The sequence below is a fragment of the Empedobacter sp. UBA3239 genome (genome assembly GCF_002362875.1).
GTDB lineage: Bacteria > Bacteroidota > Bacteroidia > Flavobacteriales > Weeksellaceae > Empedobacter > Empedobacter falsenii_B.
The window spans coordinates 68354-84923 of record NZ_DEVJ01000039.1 but is presented as its reverse complement, the minus strand read 5'-3'; the positions used below and the strand labels follow the sequence as shown (position 1 = coordinate 84923).

General features: G+C 31.6%; 15 protein-coding genes. 6 read left to right on the top strand and 9 right to left on the bottom strand.

Going from position 1 to position 16570, the window contains the following annotated elements; genetic code table 11:
* Positions 1 to 44: 44 nt before the first annotated feature.
* From B4G36_RS05350 to B4G36_RS05340, 3 genes are read right to left on the bottom strand one after another with little or no spacing between them, the layout of a single operon-like run.
* Entirely contained in the window at positions 45 to 653 is a 609-nt protein-coding gene (locus tag B4G36_RS05350) for a fumarylacetoacetate hydrolase family protein (RefSeq protein ID WP_291062544.1), read from the bottom strand.
* A 3-nt stretch (positions 654 to 656) separates the two neighbouring features.
* On the bottom strand, positions 657 to 1415 hold the full coding sequence (locus tag B4G36_RS05345) for a 3'-5' exonuclease (RefSeq protein WP_291062542.1): 759 nt from the start codon (positions 1413 to 1415) through the stop codon (positions 657 to 659).
* Positions 1412 to 2152, bottom strand: a complete 741-nt coding sequence (locus tag B4G36_RS05340; protein ID WP_291062540.1) for a CDP-alcohol phosphatidyltransferase family protein — start codon at positions 2150 to 2152, stop codon at positions 1412 to 1414. Before B4G36_RS05340 ends, B4G36_RS05345 begins: the two co-directional genes overlap by 4 nt.
* Positions 2153 to 2257: 105 nt before the next feature.
* On the opposite strand from B4G36_RS05340, the gene B4G36_RS05335 reads away from it, so the two are divergent.
* Complete coding sequence (locus tag B4G36_RS05335; protein WP_291062538.1) at positions 2258 to 3358, top strand: PorV/PorQ family protein; 1101 nt, start codon at positions 2258 to 2260, stop codon at positions 3356 to 3358.
* 29 nt (positions 3359 to 3387) lie between these two features.
* Here the strand turns inward: B4G36_RS05335 and B4G36_RS05330 are convergent, their stop codons facing one another.
* Both B4G36_RS05330 and pafA read right to left on the bottom strand, forming a co-directional pair.
* The gene (locus B4G36_RS05330; RefSeq protein WP_221854472.1) at positions 3388 to 4224 is read right to left on the bottom strand and encodes a sulfurtransferase; all 837 of its coding nucleotides are present in this window, start codon (positions 4222 to 4224) and stop codon (positions 3388 to 3390) included.
* A gap of 457 nt (positions 4225 to 4681) precedes the next feature.
* Positions 4682 to 6328, bottom strand: coding sequence for an alkaline phosphatase PafA (gene pafA / locus B4G36_RS05325; RefSeq protein ID WP_291062536.1), 1647 nt, complete (start codon positions 6326 to 6328; stop codon positions 4682 to 4684).
* A 104-nt stretch (positions 6329 to 6432) separates the two neighbouring features.
* Between pafA and B4G36_RS05320 the strand changes: the two genes are divergently transcribed.
* Positions 6433 to 6885, top strand: coding sequence for an SRPBCC family protein (locus B4G36_RS05320; RefSeq protein ID WP_291062534.1), 453 nt, complete (start codon positions 6433 to 6435; stop codon positions 6883 to 6885).
* 49 nt (positions 6886 to 6934) lie between these two features.
* Here B4G36_RS05320 and B4G36_RS05315 read toward each other — a convergent pair whose 3' ends face one another.
* Positions 6935 to 7141: a hypothetical protein gene (locus tag B4G36_RS05315; protein WP_038334195.1), complete on the bottom strand. Its 207-nt coding sequence runs from the start codon at positions 7139 to 7141 to the stop codon at positions 6935 to 6937.
* A gap of 136 nt (positions 7142 to 7277) precedes the next feature.
* Between B4G36_RS05315 and fumC the strand changes: the two genes are divergently transcribed.
* The 3 genes from fumC (at position 7278) to B4G36_RS05300 (ending at position 9669) form a co-directional block, all read left to right on the top strand.
* On the top strand, positions 7278 to 8675 hold the full coding sequence (gene fumC / locus B4G36_RS05310) for a class II fumarate hydratase (RefSeq protein ID WP_291062532.1): 1398 nt from the start codon (positions 7278 to 7280) through the stop codon (positions 8673 to 8675).
* A 128-nt stretch (positions 8676 to 8803) separates the two neighbouring features.
* On the top strand, positions 8804 to 9238 hold the full coding sequence (locus tag B4G36_RS05305) for an MbcA/ParS/Xre antitoxin family protein (RefSeq protein WP_291062530.1): 435 nt from the start codon (positions 8804 to 8806) through the stop codon (positions 9236 to 9238).
* A 2-nt stretch (positions 9239 to 9240) separates the two neighbouring features.
* Positions 9241 to 9669 (top strand): RES family NAD+ phosphorylase, encoded by a 429-nt coding sequence (locus B4G36_RS05300; protein ID WP_291062528.1) that lies wholly within the window; start codon positions 9241 to 9243, stop codon positions 9667 to 9669.
* Between the two features lie 48 nt (positions 9670 to 9717).
* On the opposite strand, the gene B4G36_RS05295 is transcribed toward B4G36_RS05300, so the two are convergent.
* The 3 genes from B4G36_RS05295 to hemB all read right to left on the bottom strand — a co-directional run bounded on the left by B4G36_RS05295 (position 9718) and on the right by hemB (position 15618).
* Positions 9718 to 12120 (bottom strand): heavy metal translocating P-type ATPase, encoded by a 2403-nt coding sequence (locus B4G36_RS05295; RefSeq protein ID WP_291062526.1) that lies wholly within the window; start codon positions 12118 to 12120, stop codon positions 9718 to 9720.
* 605 nt (positions 12121 to 12725) lie between these two features.
* Positions 12726 to 14087 carry a signal recognition particle protein gene (gene ffh, locus B4G36_RS05290; protein WP_291062524.1) on the bottom strand — a complete coding sequence of 454 codons (1362 nt, stop codon included), beginning with the start codon at positions 14085 to 14087 and terminating at the stop codon, positions 12726 to 12728.
* A gap of 535 nt (positions 14088 to 14622) precedes the next feature.
* Complete coding sequence (gene hemB / locus B4G36_RS05285; RefSeq protein WP_291062522.1) at positions 14623 to 15618, bottom strand: porphobilinogen synthase; 996 nt, start codon at positions 15616 to 15618, stop codon at positions 14623 to 14625.
* 252 nt (positions 15619 to 15870) lie between these two features.
* Between hemB and trmD the strand changes: the two genes are divergently transcribed.
* Positions 15871 to 16557 (top strand): tRNA (guanosine(37)-N1)-methyltransferase TrmD, encoded by a 687-nt coding sequence (gene trmD, locus B4G36_RS05280; protein ID WP_125349373.1) that lies wholly within the window; start codon positions 15871 to 15873, stop codon positions 16555 to 16557.
* Positions 16558 to 16570 lie beyond the last annotated feature (13 nt).

The window sequence follows — 16570 nt, the reverse complement described above, 5'->3', positions numbered from 1 at the left end:
CGAAATTTCGCTCTTTTAAATTGTTGTTTATATAATTGTATGAATTACAACACTTTTATTTCGAATACTTTTTCATCATTCAAATAACCTTCTAACGTATCTTTTGAATTGATTTTAGAAACTCCAGCGGGCGTTCCAGTAAAAATTAAATCACCTTTTTTCAAGGTAAAATATTTAGAACATTCTGCAATCAACGTGTTGATATGAAAAATCATATCTTTTGAATTTCCAGTTTGTACGTTTTCTCCATTTCGATCTAATTTGAACGCTAAATTATCTAAATCAAAATTTTCTTTTGCATAGAAATCCGAAGCAAATGCAGAACCATCAAAAGCTTTCGCAATTTCCCAAGGAAAACGTTTTTCTTTTAATTCTTGCTGTACATCGCGTGCTGTAAAATCAATTCCTAAACCTATTTCTGAAAAATAACGATCTGCAAATTGAGGCTGAATCATTTTTCCAACACGATCAATTTTAATTACAATTTCCGTTTCAAAATGAACTTCTTTCGTAAAACTTGGAATCACAAAAGGAAAACCTTTTCGCAAAATTGCAGAATCTGGTTTCATGAAAAACATGGGAGATTCTGGAATTGGATTATTTAATTCTTTTGCATGTTCGACGTAATTTCGTCCGACACAAATAATTTTCATCGCTTAAAAACCGTTTTGTAATTTGATTCGTGTAAAAACTTTCTTTGTATATAAAGGAAAATCAGCATTCTGAATCCACGCATAATAACCTGGATCTTTCGCAAAAATATCCGTCACAACTTGTCCTTTATATTTACCAAAAGAAATGATTTCTTGGTCTTTATCATTGTACTGAATAAATCCTGCTAAATCAGCCGTTTTGCGTTGAGATGAAAATTCGCTCAAAAATTTATTGTCATTTTCAAGCTCATCATATTTCTCGATTTGTGCCATCAAAACTTCGTAAGTTGCTAACGTATCAGCTTCCGCAGAATGCGCATCAATCAAATCTTTATCACAATAATATTTATAAGCAGCGCTCAAGTTGCGAGGTTCCATTTTATGATAAATCACTTGCACATCAATTGGACGATGTTTCGATAAATCAAAATCAAAACCATTACGCAATAATTCTTCTGCTAAAAGTGGAATATCAAAGCGATTTGAATTGTATCCAGCCAAATCAGAATCTTTAATCATTTCCATAATTGCAGGGGCAAGCTCTTTGAAAGAAGGCGCATCGGCAACATCTTCGTCAGAAATTCCGTGAATTAAAGTTGTTTCTGGTGGAATTGGAATTCCAGGATTAACTTTCCAAGTTTTTACTTCTTTTGAACCATCTGTTAAAGCTTTCACGATAGAGATTTCGACAATACGGTCTTTTGAAACATTAGTTCCTGTTGTTTCTAAATCAAAGAAACAGATATTTTTAGTTAATTTCATTTTGTAATTTCTTTTCTAAAAATGATTGAGATGATGATGTACAATAAGATGATTAGTGGAATTGCTGCAACTTGCAACCAAGCCACTAAACCTAATGTAATGATTAAGAAAATGTATTTATAATAATTTTCTGCCCAACTCAATCCTTTAAATTTTAAGGCAAATAATGGTAAATCGACAATTAATAAAACACTAAATACAATAGAAACAGCAATTAATAAATACGGATCAACAGAAGGATTAATAATTTGTCCATTATTGTAATAGATAGAAAATAATGAGAAAATAAATAAGGTATTTGATGGCGTTGCCAAACCTTTGAAATACGTTGCTTGATCTTCATCTAAATTAAATTTTGCCAAACGTAACGCCGAAAAAGCTGGAACTAAAAAAGCAAATAAAGAAATTGCAGCAATTTTTAAATTCTCATTTACATAAATAAAATCAGTTGAAAAATGATTGAACATCGAAAATAACATCAATCCTGGTACAACACCAAACGAAATACAATCTGCCAAAGAATCCAATTCTTTTCCAATCGGGTTACCAATATTCATTAATCGTGCAACCATTCCATCCAAAAAATCAGCAACTAATGAAATCAACATCAAAACCATCACAATTGTAACTGTGGTGGTTGTGATTTGAGCATTACTCGAAATCATGAAAATGGCTGATAATACACCACATGAAAGATTAAGTAGTGTTAGAAAATTTGGAATTGTAAATAATTTCATAAATGAATTTTTCATCACAAAAGTACAAACAAAAATTAATCTGAATCCTTTTTAAACACAATAAAACCACTATTTTTGAGTTTTTATATTCGTAATTCATCAATTTTGAAAAAGACATTCCTTTTATTATCTATTCTAGCAAATCAATTTGCTTTTTCTCAAACCACTCGCAAATATTCGAACGAGTTTCTGAATATTGGTGCAGATGCGCGCTCGTTTGCAATGGGTAATGCAGTTGTGGCGAATATTGGAAATGCAAATGCGGCTTATTGGAATCCTGCTGGATTAACAGAAATCACCTATGATTGGGAAGCTGCAGCAATGCATGCTGAATATTTTCAGTCGATTGCAAAATTTGATTATGCGGTGGTTGCAATTCCGTTGAGAGAAAGTAATTCTACTATTGCATTTTCGTTTACACGTTTTGGTGTTGATGACATTTTGAATACGACAGAATTAATTGATAATCAAGGAAATATTAATTACGATAAAATCTCTAAATTTTCCACAGCAGATTATGCTTTGACGATGTCTTATGCGGGGAATGTATTCAACAATAAAGATATTCAGTTTGGTGCAAATGCTAAAATCGTTTATCGACATATTGGGAAATTTGCGCAAGGATTTGGTTTCGGAATTGATCTTGGTTTGCAATATCGTACCGATAATAAAATGTATTTTGGTTTGATGGCACGAGATATTACAACAACTTTCAATGCGTGGAGTATCAATAAACAAAAGGTAAAAGAAATCACGATTGACGAACCAAATAATGAAGGTGAGCCAACAATTTTGAATGATTTACCTGGAGAGAATATCGAATTAACAATGCCTAAATTGCAATTTGGAGTTGGAAAACGTTTTGATTTTAATGAACGAGTTTCGTTATTGGGAGAGGTTGATATGAATATCGAATTTCAACAAACGAATGCCGCAATTTCTGGAAAAGGATTTTCGATTTCGCCGCAAGTTGGTCTTGAATTAGGTTATGATGACATGGTTTTTGTACGTGGTGGATTGAATAATTTACAGAAAATTTCGCAATTTGATGGAAAAGATAAAACTCAAATTCAGCCAAATGTTGGGGTAGGTTTCAAATACAAAGGAATCTCGATTGATTATGCTTTGACAAACTTTGGAGACAGTGGTTTAGGATTATATTCTAACATTTTCTCAGTCCGTTTCGAGATGGATAAATGGAGATAAGTAAAAATATCTTACAGACTTTTTTTACATTAATTTTCCTCAATCGGTAAATTTTCTTCAGCGCCCCATTCAGACCAAGAACCATCATAAACTTTTACCTTATTAAAACCTGCAATTGTCGAAGCTAAGGCTAGGATGGAAGCTGTAATTCCAGAACCGCACGAAAAAATATTTTCTTTGGATGAATCTGTCAATTTTTCGAAAATTGCTTTCAGTTCTTCTTTTGATTTATATGTTGTATCAGCCAAAACATTTTCAAAAAATAAATTCTTAGAAGTTGGAATATGTCCACTTCGTAAACCTTGTCTTGGCTCAGGAGAAGTACCCTTGAAACGCCCTTCTGATCGTGCATCTAGAATCATTTTAGAATCATCATTTATTGCATTTAACATAACTTGTGTATCAGCAAACCAATTTAATTGAAAATCAGCAATAAAGTTACCTTTTACAGTAGATTGAAAATAAATAGAAGTTGTGACAAAATTATTATCGATCCAAACGGGTAATCCGCCATCTAAAACATATATTTCATTGTATCCCATTGCTTTGAACATCCACCAAACTCTCGGACTCGAATAAACGCCCCAACGATCATAACAAACGATGATAGAATCTTGATTAATGCCCAAATTTTGAGCTTCTTTTGTGAAAATTTCTTCATCAACAAGTGTATGAGGAAATTGCGAAGAATGATCAGAAAATTTTCCTTCCAAATCAAAGAAAATAGAATTCGGAATTAATTTTAATTCTTGATCTTTTATTGATTTTCCGACTTTATCAATCGTACAATCTAAAATAATTAAATTTTTAAGATGTAAATTATCATGTAATTCTTGTGTTGATATGATTGGTGAATTGAAAGTCATTTCTAATTTATTTCTTATAAAAGTAAAAAAACGCAACCATATTTGGTTACGTTTTCTTATCTATCTTATTTATTTTTTCTTTAACTGATAATTTTGTGCTAAAGCTCCAGTAATATTGTGCAGAATATTAAAAATTATCCATTTATACAATGTTGTTTTTGGAATATTATAACCTTCTATAATTTCTCATGATTTTGTATAATTACGTTCTATTACAAATCAACGAAAAATGCTGATTTTCCTCTTAAAACAAATCCCTCATTAACCCCTCTTATTTATAGTTTTCTCATTATCAATGATATAAATTCCTGATTTACTAAAATCACATAATAGATGTTAATCGTTAATTTCTTTAATTATAAAAATTTAAACAATTGAAATAGAGTAAATAATAATTATAGAAACAAAAAAACGCAACCATGAATGATTGCGTTTGAATTAAATGGTATATGAAAGATTATTTTTGATTAATCACCTCAACCACAGGGTTACCAATGTTCCCATTTGGCTCTTCAATGTGTAATAAAGCAGACAAAGTAGGTGCGATATCTGTCATATAAACACGGTTATTATTTTTACCATGTTTTATACCCCAACCCATCAAAACAAATGGAATGTGAGCATCGTAAGAACCCCAAGTTCCGTGCGTTGTTCCTCCAGCATTTTGTTTTCCGCCGTACCATTGTGGTTCTAAAATATAAGTAATAGTACCGCTACGTTTACGATTGAAACCATTAACCATTCGTTCTTTGATAATTGTAGGAATAGAAGCTTCTCCAATTTTATCCATATCAGCTACGAAAGAAACGCCATCAACTTTTTGCATAAATTTTACGATTTCTTCTTTGATATCTTCTTCGTCTAATTTATTTTTTTCGATTGTTTGATAATTCAAATGAACTTGATAATTTGTCAATGAGCGTACAATATCAATAGATTTGAATTTCTCTTGTAATTTAGCGTTCAATGCTTTTTTTACTTCTCCAGTTGGAAAGTATCCTGCATTACCTTTTTTATCTTGGAAATACTTTGGATTATGAGCTCCACCATGATCAGCAGTTAGGAAAACTAAATATTGTCCTTTTCCAACTTTTTGGTCTAAATGACTAAATAATTGTTCCAAATCTTTATCTAAACGCAAATAAGTATCTTCGGCTTCGATTGTATTTGGAGAAAATTGATGTCCAACATAATCAGTAGAAGAGAAACTAACCGCTAAGAAATCTGTAATTCCTTTCTCGTTTTGACCTAATTTTTCGTTATCAATAATTTCGATTGCGATATCTTTTGTCAACGAATTTCCGAAAGGAGTAGAACGAATCAAACCTAAACCATTGTCTTTTTTCAGCGCTTTCAAATCATAAGGAAATTGCATTTTATCTAATCCTTTATAATTTTCGCGATATGGATTTCCATCTTTTTCACTTTGTACATAAGTATCAATCGGATAAAGTGTGTTCCATTTGTCTAAATATTTTTCAGGAACTTTTTTATCATTGAATTTTTGTAACCATTTTGGCAACTCATTCATATAAAATGTACTCGAAACCCAGTTTCCAGATTCTCCATCAAACCAAAAAGCAGCATCAGCAAAATGACCTGCAGGTAATATTCCTCCACGATCTTTTAACGAAACTCCATATACTTTTGAACGGAAATTTGTTGATAATTTTAATTGATCAGTAACTGTAGAAGTTAACAAGTTTTTTGGAGACATTTTTCCTGCTTTTGATGAAGTTCCAACCCCATTTACAGCATCATCTTGCGTACAATACATTTCTTGTCCTGTTGCTTGAATGATAAAATCGTTCCCAGCAATTCCGTGAATAGCAGGCACAGAACCTGTATAAATAGTGCTATGACCGATAGCTGTATTAGTAGGTATATAAGGAATATAGGTATTTTCGTTGCTAAAACCTTCGTTTAACATACGATTGAAACCTCCTGTAGAATATCTATCTTGGTAACGATATAAATAATCCCATCGCATTTGATCGACAACGATACCAACTACTAGTTTTGGACGGCTAATCTCTTGTTGCGCATATAGCGAAAGACCAGCAAATAATCCTAAAACACTTAAAAAAGTTTTATTAAATTTCATTTTAAAAATTTTACACATAGCAAATGTAACAATTAAATTTTGGGCTAAATTTAAATAATAATTAAAAAATTAGTAAATTAAACAAAATCATAAAAAAATAGAGTATGAGTGCAAAACCTGTAGAAATAGTAGAAATTTTTGATGTTTCAATTGACAAAGTGTGGAATGCCTTAACGACAAAATCTGCTTTTGATAAATGGTATTTTGATGTTAAGAAATTTGTTCCAGAAGTTGGATTTGAGTTTGAATTTTATGGCGGATCGTATTTACATCATTGTAAAATAGTAGAAGTAGAACCGACTAAATTGTTAGCTTATACATGGAAATATCCTGTCTACGAAGGAAATTCTGTTGTTACATTTATTTTGGATGAATTAACAGATGAAATTGTTCCGCAAACAAAATTAACGTTGATTCATGAAGGAATTGAAACTTTTCCGCCTGATGATAAAAATTTCTCGCGCGAAAGTTTTGAAGCTGGTTGGACAGAAATTATCCGAATTAGTTTGAAAAATTATTTGGAAGGAAATTATGAAGAAGATTCGAAAGTCGAATAAATAAAAAAAGGAACTTCGTCAAGTTCCTTTTAATTTTTTTTACAGCTTATTATTTTTTGAATAATACTGTGATTCCTTCTTGATTTGGTAAAATCGGACGAGGATCTTCTGCTGTTACTATTCCTGCTTTTTCTTTTCTTAAATTCGCAACCCAAAATGGAATCCAAGAAATAGCCATCGTTGCAAAAAAGATGATACCCCAGAATCCGCATAAAGCGATTGTTAAAAATAATAAGAAACCTAAAAATTGAATCATGATTTTATTTTTATGTGATACAAACTTAGTAAATAAAATTTATAGAAATACTAACATTAATCACTTTTCTTTCATCAAACGATTTCTTAAATTTGTGAGATAAGTAAATATTATATAAATAATAAAAAATACCAAAATGGAATACAGAATTGAGAAAGATACCATGGGGGAAGTAAAAGTTCCTGCAGATAAATATTGGGGTGCTCAAACAGAACGTTCTCGTAACAACTTTAAAATTGGTCCTGCGGCTTCTATGCCTCACGAAATTGTAGAAGGTTTCGCTTATCTTAAGAAAGCTGCTGCTTATGCAAATGCTGAATTAGGTGTTTTACCTGTTGAAAAACGTGATGCTATTGCTGCTGTATGTGACGAAATCTTAGCAGGAAAATTAGATGATCAATTTCCTTTAGTAATTTGGCAAACAGGTTCAGGAACTCAATCTAATATGAATGTAAACGAAGTTATAGCTAATCGTGCTCAAGTATTAGCAGGAGGTAAAATTGGAGTAGGAGAACCTGTTTTGAAAGCAAACGATGACGTGAACAAATCTCAATCTTCTAACGATACTTACCCAACAGGTATGCACATTGCGGCATACAAAGCTGTTGTTGAAGTAACAATTCCAGGTGTTTTACAATTGCGTGATACGTTAGCTAAAAAAGCAGAAGAGTTTAAAAGTGTTGTAAAAATTGGTCGTACACACTTAATGGATGCAACTCCTTTAACATTAGGCCAAGAAATTTCTGGATATGTAGCACAATTAAACCACGGTTTAAAAGCATTAAGAAATACACTAGCGCATTTATCTGAAGTAGCATTAGGTGGAACTGCTGTAGGTACTGGACTTAACACACCAGAAGGATACGATGTAGTAGTCGCTAAATACATTGCTGAGTTTACAGGTCATCCGTTTGTTACGGCAGAAAATAAATTTGAAGCGTTAGCTGCTCACGATGCAATCGTAGAAACTCATGGAGCTTTAAAACAATTAGCCGTTTCATTAAACAAAATTGCCAATGACGTACGTATGTTGGCTTCAGGACCTCGTTCAGGTATTGGTGAAATCATCATTCCAGAAAATGAACCAGGATCTTCTATAATGCCAGGAAAAGTAAATCCTACCCAATGTGAAGCATTAACAATGGTTGCTGCTCAAGTTATGGGTAATGATGTTGCGATTACGATTGGTGGAACTCAAGGTCATTATGAATTAAATGTTTTCAAACCATTAATGGCTGCAAACTTCTTGCAATCTGCACGTTTATTAGGAGATGCTTGTGTGTCTTTTGATGAGCATTGTGCGCAAGGTATTGAGCCAAATTATGCTCGTATCAAAGAATTAGTTGATAATTCATTAATGTTAGTTACAGCACTTAATACGAAAATTGGTTACTACAAAGCTGCTGAAATTGCTCAAACAGCTCACAAAAATAACTCAACGTTAAAAGAAACTGCAATCGCATTAGGGTATGTAACTGCTGAAGAATTTGACGAATGGGTAAAACCAGAAGATATGGTTGGTTCTTTGAAATAAGAAATTTTAAATCATTATATAAGAAGAGGTTGCCTAAGCAGCCTCTTTTTTTGTTAAATTTATTTAAATTTGAGAAAAAGTTCCTTTATTAAGTGGAAAAATTGTAACTTTAATAAAAGTTTTGAATTATGGCAACTGTTAAACTAAAAAAATACGAACAAATCATAAATGAAATCCCTGAAGTAAGAGATTTTACGAGTGTTTATTTTTACGTAAATCGTTATAATATTGATCAAAAATACATTAAATATCTTGATGAATTATCAACGTTAAAAGACGAAATAATCTCAAGTTGGTTAAATATCACAACGCGTACATACAGAAATTATAAAACGAAAGATGTTTCTCTAAAAGATAATACAAAAGAGCATATTGTTTTATTGATTTCTTTATACAAACACGGTATGGAGGTTTTCAATACAAAAGATGATTTCGAGAAATGGTTAACGACGCCTAATGTTTTGTTAGATAAAAAATCGCCAGCAGATTTTCTTGATACAGTTTCAGGTCTGAAATTTATCGATAATCGTTTGACTGCGATAGAATACGGAGAAAACGTCTAACAATGTTAGTTTACAATATTCGTAAAGCGAAATATTCAAAATCATTACAAGCTTCTGGAGTTGCCAACAGATGGAATAAAAATGATGAATTTGTTATTTATACAGGAAGTTCTCGTGCGCTCTCAACCTTAGAATTGGTGGTACATAGAAGTTCTATTAGCATTGATAATTCGTACAAATTATTAGTGATAGAAATTGATTGCGAAGAAGATGAAATTTATGAAATTAAAAAGTCTAAATTACCTAAGAATTGGCAATCTGTAGAGGCTTATCCCGAGTTACAAGAGATTGGTTCTGCTTGGTATCAGGATTTTAAATATTTGGTTATCAAAGTTCCATCGTCAATCATTCCAAAAGAATATAATTATTTAATCAATACAAAACATCCTGATTTTTCTTCAAAGGTTAAAATCAAAGAATTAGAAGATTAAAATCGACTAAATATTTAGCCGATTTTTTTATGAATATTTTAGAGATTATTAAATCTTTTTATACTTTAACAATAAACTATTTGTTACAACACTTACACTACTCAAAGCCATTGCAGCACCAGCAATCATAGGATCTAATAAAAATCCATTAATTGGATAAAGCACTCCAGCAGCGATTGGAATTCCTATTACATTGTAAATAAATGCCCAAAATAAATTTTGATGAATTGTTTTGACCGTTTGCGTAGATAAATTAATTGCATGATCGATTTTTGTCAAATCTCCGCCAATCAAGGTAACTTCTGCCACATCAATCGCAATATCAGAACCATTTCCCATCGCAATCGAAACATCCGCCTGAGCCAACGCTGCACTGTCGTTAATTCCATCACCAACCATTGCGATAACTTTTCCTTTTTGTTGCAAGTCTTTGATAATATTCATTTTATCATTTGGCAAAGCATTTGCGACAACTTGATCAATTCCGACTTGTTTTGCAATTGCATTTGCAGAAAATTCGTTGTCACCAGTTACCATCCAAACTTCTATTCCTTTTTCGTGAAAAGCTTTAATAGCTTCAACAGAAGTTGTTTTTATTTCATCAGAAATTCCAATTAATCCCAAAACTTTTTCATCATTTCCAAATAAAGAAGTTGTATAATTTTTAGTCGAAAAATCTTGAATAGCTTGTTTTACATTTTCATTAATTTGAATATTTAATTCAGTAATCCAACTTGTTTTTCCAACATAATAAACGTTATTTAAAATATTAGCTTTCAATCCTTTTCCAGATACATCTTCAATTTTTAGTTCAGGTAAAATATCTTGCTTACCAATATGTTCTGTAATCGCTTTTGCCAAAGGATGTTGCGAATTATTTTCGATTGTGTAAAGTATATTTTTAGCAGAATCATCAAACCAAACCAATTCTTGAACTTTCGGTTTTCCTTCGGTAATTGTTCCTGTTTTATCTAAAATAATTGTATCAATTTTCTTCGCTAATTCTAAACTCTCGGCATTTTTGATTAAAATTCCTTGCTCAGCACCTTTTCCCATTCCAACCATAATTGCAGTTGGGGTTGCTAAACCAAGCGCACACGGACAAGCAATAACCAAAACGGTAATCATCGATAAAAGAGCCATTGTAAAAGCATTTTCTTGACCTAAAACTAACCACGTAATAAAAGTTAAAATTGCTATGATAATTACAATCGGAACAAAAACACCTGCAATTTTGTCTACCAATTGTTGAACTGGCGCTTTACTTCCTTGTGCATTTTTAACCGATTGAATAATTTGAGCCAAAAGTGTATCATTCCCTACTTTCAAGGCTTTATATTGAATAGGAGAGTTTTGGTTTAAAGTTCCTGAAAAAACATTCGCATCAATTCCTTTTTCGACTGGAATTGGTTCTCCTGTCAATGAACTTTCATCGATAAAAGATTCTCCCGAAACAATAATTCCATCAACCGCAATTTTATCTCCAGGTTTTGCAACAATCAAATCTCCAATTTGTACATCTTCAATTTTCACTTCAACTTGATTTCCATCTTTTACAACCGACACAGTATTAGGTTGTAATCCGATTAATTTCTTGATCGCTTCGGAAGTATTTCCTTTCGCACGTTCTTCAATCAATTTACCAATCAAGATAAAAACGATGATTAAACCAGCAGCTTCAAAATAAGGATGTGCGTGCAAACCTTTGCTATGCCAATATTCTGGAAACAATGTATTGAAAACGCTAAAAATATAAGCAACACTAGTACTTAGCGCGACTAAAGTGTCCATATTAGCCGATTTATTTTTCAGTTGTTTCCAAGCACCGACGAAAAATTGTTGCCCAAAAATGAAAAGAATTGGCGTAGAAAGTGCCCACATAATGTAATTTCCGTAAGGCATATCCATAAAAAACATTCCGATAATAAATAAAGGAATTCCAAAAATTAAAGCCCAAATCACTTTATTTTTCAGCGTTTTATACTTTTCTTCGTGAAGTTGTTCTATTTCTTCATCTTGATTTTTAGACTCATCAATCACCAAATCATATCCTACTTCTACCAAAGCATTTTTCAAATTTTCTGGAGAAACAAGAGTAGGAATATACTCGATTTTTCCCATTCCATTTCCATAATTCACTTCTGCATTTACGACACCCAACTGACGATTAAGATTCGCTTGAGAACTACTCGCACACGAAGCACACGTCATATTGAGAACGGGATACGACTTTTCAACAGAATCTATTTTGAAGTTATTTTGCTTTAAAGTTTCATAGATTTTAGGGGAAACTTTCCATAATTTTTTTGCCGAAACATTAATAGTTTTAGCATCTAAATTCACAGTATATTCATCAAGATTTTCTATTTCAGAAAGTAATTTATTGATTAATTCAACATCTTTTACTGAATTCAAATTGGTAATCGGTATAGTAAGTGTTTGTGCATTCATAAGAGTAATTTTATAGGACAAATTTCCAAAGATTTTGGCAAGAAAATATTATATAATTAGAGGTTAAAGTTACACTTTTTACCAATTACTTTAAAATGATATTAAAACGTTTTACGCCATCATTTTATTGATAATACAAATAACCATAATCTTAGGAGGTTCGAGTTTTTATTTGATGAATCGAACTTTAACTGTAAGTGCAAATGAATTGATGATAAAAGACGTTTCTGAAGATTATTTGGATTATTTAATTTTGGAGAATTAGAACATATGGATATTCCGATAGGATATCTAAATTCTATAAAAATATCTAAATAGGAGATTGTTTAAATCCTTACTTAACATAATATATATTATAACATTATTATTTCTATGAAATATTAATGTTAATAATCTTTATTATGTTAAATTGAATAAACTTATACCACTAACTTATATTTATATTTAATATTGCGTTTAAACATTTTTCATTAAATTTATAATTAACAAATTGAACCAATCCTATGTTGATGGTTCAAACTTAACGTTTACGAAACAAAAATAAAATCTATAAAAAAAACCTCCAAATTATTGGAGGTTTTAATATACTATAAATTATTGTATTATTACATTTTTGGCATTCCTGGGAATCCACCTGCAGGCATATTTTTAGACATTGTTTCCATCATCTTTTTACCATTTGAAGAATTCATAAATTTCATCATTTTACCCATTTCAGAGAATTGTTTCAATAATTGATTCACTTCTTGTAAAGATGTTCCTGAACCAGCTGCAATTCTTTTCTTACGAGAATTATCGATAATATTTGGATGTTGACGCTCTTTTTTTGTCATTGAGTGAATAATCGCTTCAACACCTTTAAAAGCATTGTCATCAATATCTACATCTTTTAATGCTTTTCCAGCACCAGGAATCATTCCAACCAAATCTTTCATATTACCCATACGTTTGATTTGCTGAATTTGTTTTAAGAAATCATCAAAATCGAAGCTATTTTTTGCAATTTTCTTTTGCAAACGTTTTGCTTCTTCTTCGTCAAATTGCTCTTGAGCACGCTCTACTAAAGAAACAACGTCACCCATTCCCAAAATACGATCCGCCATACGTTCTGGATAGAAAACATCTAAAGCTTCCATTTTCTCACCAGTAGAAATAAATTTGATTGGCTTATCAACAACAGTTCTAATCGTTAAAGCAGCTCCACCACGTGTATCACCGTCTAATTTTGTTAAAACAACTCCATTATAATTTAACACTTCATTGAAGGCTTTTGCAGTATTCACCGCATCTTGACCTGTCATAGAGTCTACAACAAATAAAGTTTCGGTTGGATTAACTGTTTGGTGAACGCGACGAATTTCATCCATCATTTGCTCATCAATCGCTAAACGACCAGCTGTATCGACAATAATTACATTATTTCCGTTTTGTTTTGCTTGTGCAATTGCTGATTGAGCAATTTCTACAGGATTTTTGTTTTCTAAATCAGCATAAACATCAACACCAATTTGTTCACCTAAAACTTGTAACTGATTGATGGCTGCAGGACGATAAACATCACCAGCAACTAATAATACTTTTTTGTTTTTCTTAGTTTTTAGTAAATTAGCTAATTTACCAGAAAAAGTTGTTTTACCAGAACCTTGTAAACCAGCAATCAATATAATTGTCGGATTATCGTCTACTTTCAGTTCAGTAACCTCACCTCCCATTAATTTTGCTAATTCATCATGAACAATTTTTACCATTAATTGTCCAGGATTAAGTGATGTAATTACGTTTTCACCTAAAGCTTTTTCTTTAACTGTATTTGTAAAATCTTTTGCAACTTTATAACTAACATCGGCATCAACAAGCGCTCTACGCACCTCTTTTACGGTTTCTGCAACGTTAATTTCTGTAATTTGTCCTTTTCCTTTTAAGGTATGTAATGCTTTATCTAATTTATCCTGAAGATTTTGAAACATTTTGAGTCAATTTTAGGACACAAATATAAAAAAATTATACCGAATAATATAAAATCACACAACAAGGGTTTTAATTAGGTTATAATGATTAACTTGCGTGCTCAAATTTTGGTTGAATGAAAAAAGGTTTAATACTATTTTTATTCTTTGTTACTGGAATAGTTTTCATTCAAACAAAGAATAATCAAACTTATTATTTTTTTTTCCATCGCTTATGGACAAGATAATGAGGTTTATGTAACAGATGTTTATGAAGCAAGCATCGACAACAAAGATATCTATGGTAAACTGGCAGATAGATATACAAAGTTTCAGAATTATTTATTAAAAAATGGAACGATTAGTTCTTTAAAAGAAATTCAAACGGGTTACGAAAAGAATTATCAGAAAAAAGAACAAGCAGAAGCTGAACAAAAATATTTTCTATCTACATTAGAAAAACAACAATTTAAAGCGAAAATGATTAATTATTCGCTATAAAACAAAAAAAATCCACTCATTTGAAGTGGATTTTTTATTTCTATTTTCAACTAATTTATTGATCATTCAATAATCTTGCAGCTTCTTTTGCAAAATAAGTTGAAATTAGGTCTGCTCCTGCTCTTTTGAAACAAGTTAAAGACTCTAAAATAACTTTATCATTATCTAACCAACCTTTTTCTACAGCAGCTTTAATCATCGCATATTCACCAGAAACTTGATAAACAGAAACTGGAACTTGTAAATTATCTTTTACTAATTTCACAATATCCAAATAAGCCATACCTGGTTTTACCATCAAAATATCTGCACCTTCTTCTACATCAGCAATTGCTTCTCGCAACGCTTCTTGTGAATTATGGTAATCCATTTGATAGGTTTTTTTGTCTTTCGGAATTTCTTGAGAATCAACCGGCGCAGAATCTAAAGCTGTACGGAAAGGCCCATAAAAAGATGAAGCATATTTCGCAGCATACGTCATGATTCCTACATTATGAAAACCATTTTCTTCCAACGCAGCACGCATCGCTCCTATTCGACCATCCATCATATCAGAAGGCGCAACAAAATCAGCACCAGCTTCTGCATGAGACAATGTCATTTTTACTAGAGCATCAACTGTTTCATCATTAATAACTTCTCCATTTTTGATGATTCCATCGTGACCATAAACTGAATATGGATCTAAGGCAACATCAGGCATTACAATCATTTCAGGAACAGCATCTTTAATCGCTTTGATTGTATTTTGCATCAATCCGTTTGGATTCCAAGCCTCTTTACCTGTGTTATCTTTTAAGTTATCACTAACTTTACAATATATGTTAACCGATTTTATACCTAAATCCCAAATTTCTTTTACTTCTTTTACAATATTGTCAAGAGATTGGCGGTAAATACCTGGCATTGCAGCGATTTCTTCCTTCACACCTTCTCCTTCAGCCATAAAAATTGGTAAAATAAAATCGTTTGGTGACAAATGATTTTCGCGAATCATACTACGAATTGATTCGTTTTTGCGTAGTCGTCTATGTCTGTTATATAAAAACATTTGATTAAAATTTTAGACAAATTTACTCGATTTCATTTGAATAAGGCTAATGAATAATATCAATTGTATTTATTAATTTTAAAAGAAAATCAATCATTTGAATAATCAATTAAAATATTTGTCATTCATCATATTATTTGGATTAATTTCTTGTGGGATCACAAGAAGAATTTATAAATTCAGTTAAAACAATCAAATTCAAAAAATAGATTTAAACTTGCGCAAACGTAGCTAAACAAATATCTTTGCAGTATGCGAATAGATATTATCACTGTTTTACCCGAATTATTAGTTAGTCCATTTTCTGCCTCGATTATGAAACGTGCACAAGACAAAGGTTTAGCTGAAATTCATGTTCACGATTTGAGAGATTTTGGAAAAGGACGTTATCGTCATGTAGATGATTATCCGTATGGAGGAACTTCTGGAATGGTGATTATGTGTGAGCCTTTGGACAAAATGATTTCGAAATTGAAAGATGAACGTACTTATGATGAAATTATTTATTTGACACCAGATGGTGAAACGTTGAATCAAACAATTGCGAATGATTTGTCATTGAAAGGAAATCTTATGATGATTTGTGGACATTATAAGGGAATCGATCAACGTATTCGAGATATGTATGTTACAAGAGAAATTTCGATTGGCGATTATGTGCTTTCTGGTGGAGAATTTGGCGCAATTATTTTGGCTGATTCTATTATTCGTTTATTACCTGGCGTAATTGGTGATGAGACTTCTGCCCTTTCAGATTCGTTTCAAGATGATTTGTTAGCGCCACCAATTTATACGCGTCCAGCCGAATATAAAGGTCTTAAAGTTCCTGATGTTTTACTTTCGGGTAACTTTCCTAAAATTGAAGAATGGTTGCATGAAAAAGCAGTTGAACGTACAAAAGAACGTCGCCCAGATTTGTTAGAAAAAAGATCAAAATAAACTAAAAAAAGCT

What these genes read in the sequence shown, in the direction of transcription:
- B4G36_RS05295 (WP_291062526.1), bottom strand. Translation starts at nt 12,120, where the DNA reads ATGAATGCACAAACACTTACTATACCGATTACCAATTTGAATTCAGTA.
- B4G36_RS05330 (WP_221854472.1), bottom strand. Translation starts at nt 4,224, where the DNA reads ATGACTTTCAATTCACCAATCATATCAACACAAGAATTACATGATAAT.
- B4G36_RS05320 (WP_291062534.1), top strand. Translation starts at nt 6,433, where the DNA reads ATGAGTGCAAAACCTGTAGAAATAGTAGAAATTTTTGATGTTTCAATT.
- hemB (WP_291062522.1), bottom strand. Translation starts at nt 15,618, where the DNA reads ATGTTTTTATATAACAGACATAGACGACTACGCAAAAACGAATCAATT.
- B4G36_RS05315 (WP_038334195.1), bottom strand. Translation starts at nt 7,141, where the DNA reads ATGATTCAATTTTTAGGTTTCTTATTATTTTTAACAATCGCTTTATGC.
- B4G36_RS05340 (WP_291062540.1), bottom strand. Translation starts at nt 2,152, where the DNA reads ATGAAATTATTTACAATTCCAAATTTTCTAACACTACTTAATCTTTCA.
- B4G36_RS05350 (WP_291062544.1), bottom strand. Translation starts at nt 653, where the DNA reads ATGAAAATTATTTGTGTCGGACGAAATTACGTCGAACATGCAAAAGAA.
- trmD (WP_125349373.1), top strand. Translation starts at nt 15,871, where the DNA reads ATGCGAATAGATATTATCACTGTTTTACCCGAATTATTAGTTAGTCCA.
- B4G36_RS05305 (WP_291062530.1), top strand. Translation starts at nt 8,804, where the DNA reads ATGGCAACTGTTAAACTAAAAAAATACGAACAAATCATAAATGAAATC.
- pafA (WP_291062536.1), bottom strand. Translation starts at nt 6,328, where the DNA reads ATGAAATTTAATAAAACTTTTTTAAGTGTTTTAGGATTATTTGCTGGT.
- fumC (WP_291062532.1), top strand. Translation starts at nt 7,278, where the DNA reads ATGGAATACAGAATTGAGAAAGATACCATGGGGGAAGTAAAAGTTCCT.
- ffh (WP_291062524.1), bottom strand. Translation starts at nt 14,087, where the DNA reads ATGTTTCAAAATCTTCAGGATAAATTAGATAAAGCATTACATACCTTA.
- B4G36_RS05345 (WP_291062542.1), bottom strand. Translation starts at nt 1,415, where the DNA reads ATGAAATTAACTAAAAATATCTGTTTCTTTGATTTAGAAACAACAGGA.
- B4G36_RS05300 (WP_291062528.1), top strand. Translation starts at nt 9,241, where the DNA reads ATGTTAGTTTACAATATTCGTAAAGCGAAATATTCAAAATCATTACAA.